Origin of the sequence: Rothia sp. HMSC067H10, from assembly GCF_001810635.1 — a bacterium.
In the GTDB taxonomy this organism is placed as follows: domain Bacteria; phylum Actinomycetota; class Actinomycetes; order Actinomycetales; family Micrococcaceae; genus Rothia; species Rothia dentocariosa.
In genome coordinates, this window is record NZ_KV802298.1 from 1 (window position 1) to 386 (window position 386).

At 64.8% G+C, this 386-nt stretch carries 1 pseudogene; it reads right to left on the bottom strand.

Annotated features, from left to right (window positions below):
* A pseudogene (locus HMPREF2756_RS04245) lies at nucleotides 1-386 on the bottom strand (multicopper oxidase family protein); the annotation flags it as partial.

The following is a 386-nucleotide window of genomic DNA, read 5'->3' on the forward strand; positions in this document are numbered from 1 at the left end:
GCGGTGCGGATGACGGCGAAGGCGCGGTCGTTCTTACCCACCGCCAAAGCCGTGAGCGGGAAGACGCCGTCGCCGAGGATGACCTCGACGTCGACACGCTCGCCCATCGACAGGTAGATCGATTCGGTCTCCAAGGGCTGGACAGGGAAGCCGTCGGTGTGGGTAACGGTCATGCGGTGACCCCCGAGGGCCACCTTGAAGATGGTGTCACCGCCGGAGTTGATAAACCGCAGGCGGGCCTTGTTGCCCGGGCGAGCCTCGAAGGTCCGGTGAGCACGGGGGATACGTCCGTTGATGAGGTAGTGCGGATACATCACATCGCCGGCATCCCCGCCCAGTACCCGGTCCGGGGTGCCGTGATGATCTCCCATTCCCATCCTCCCGTT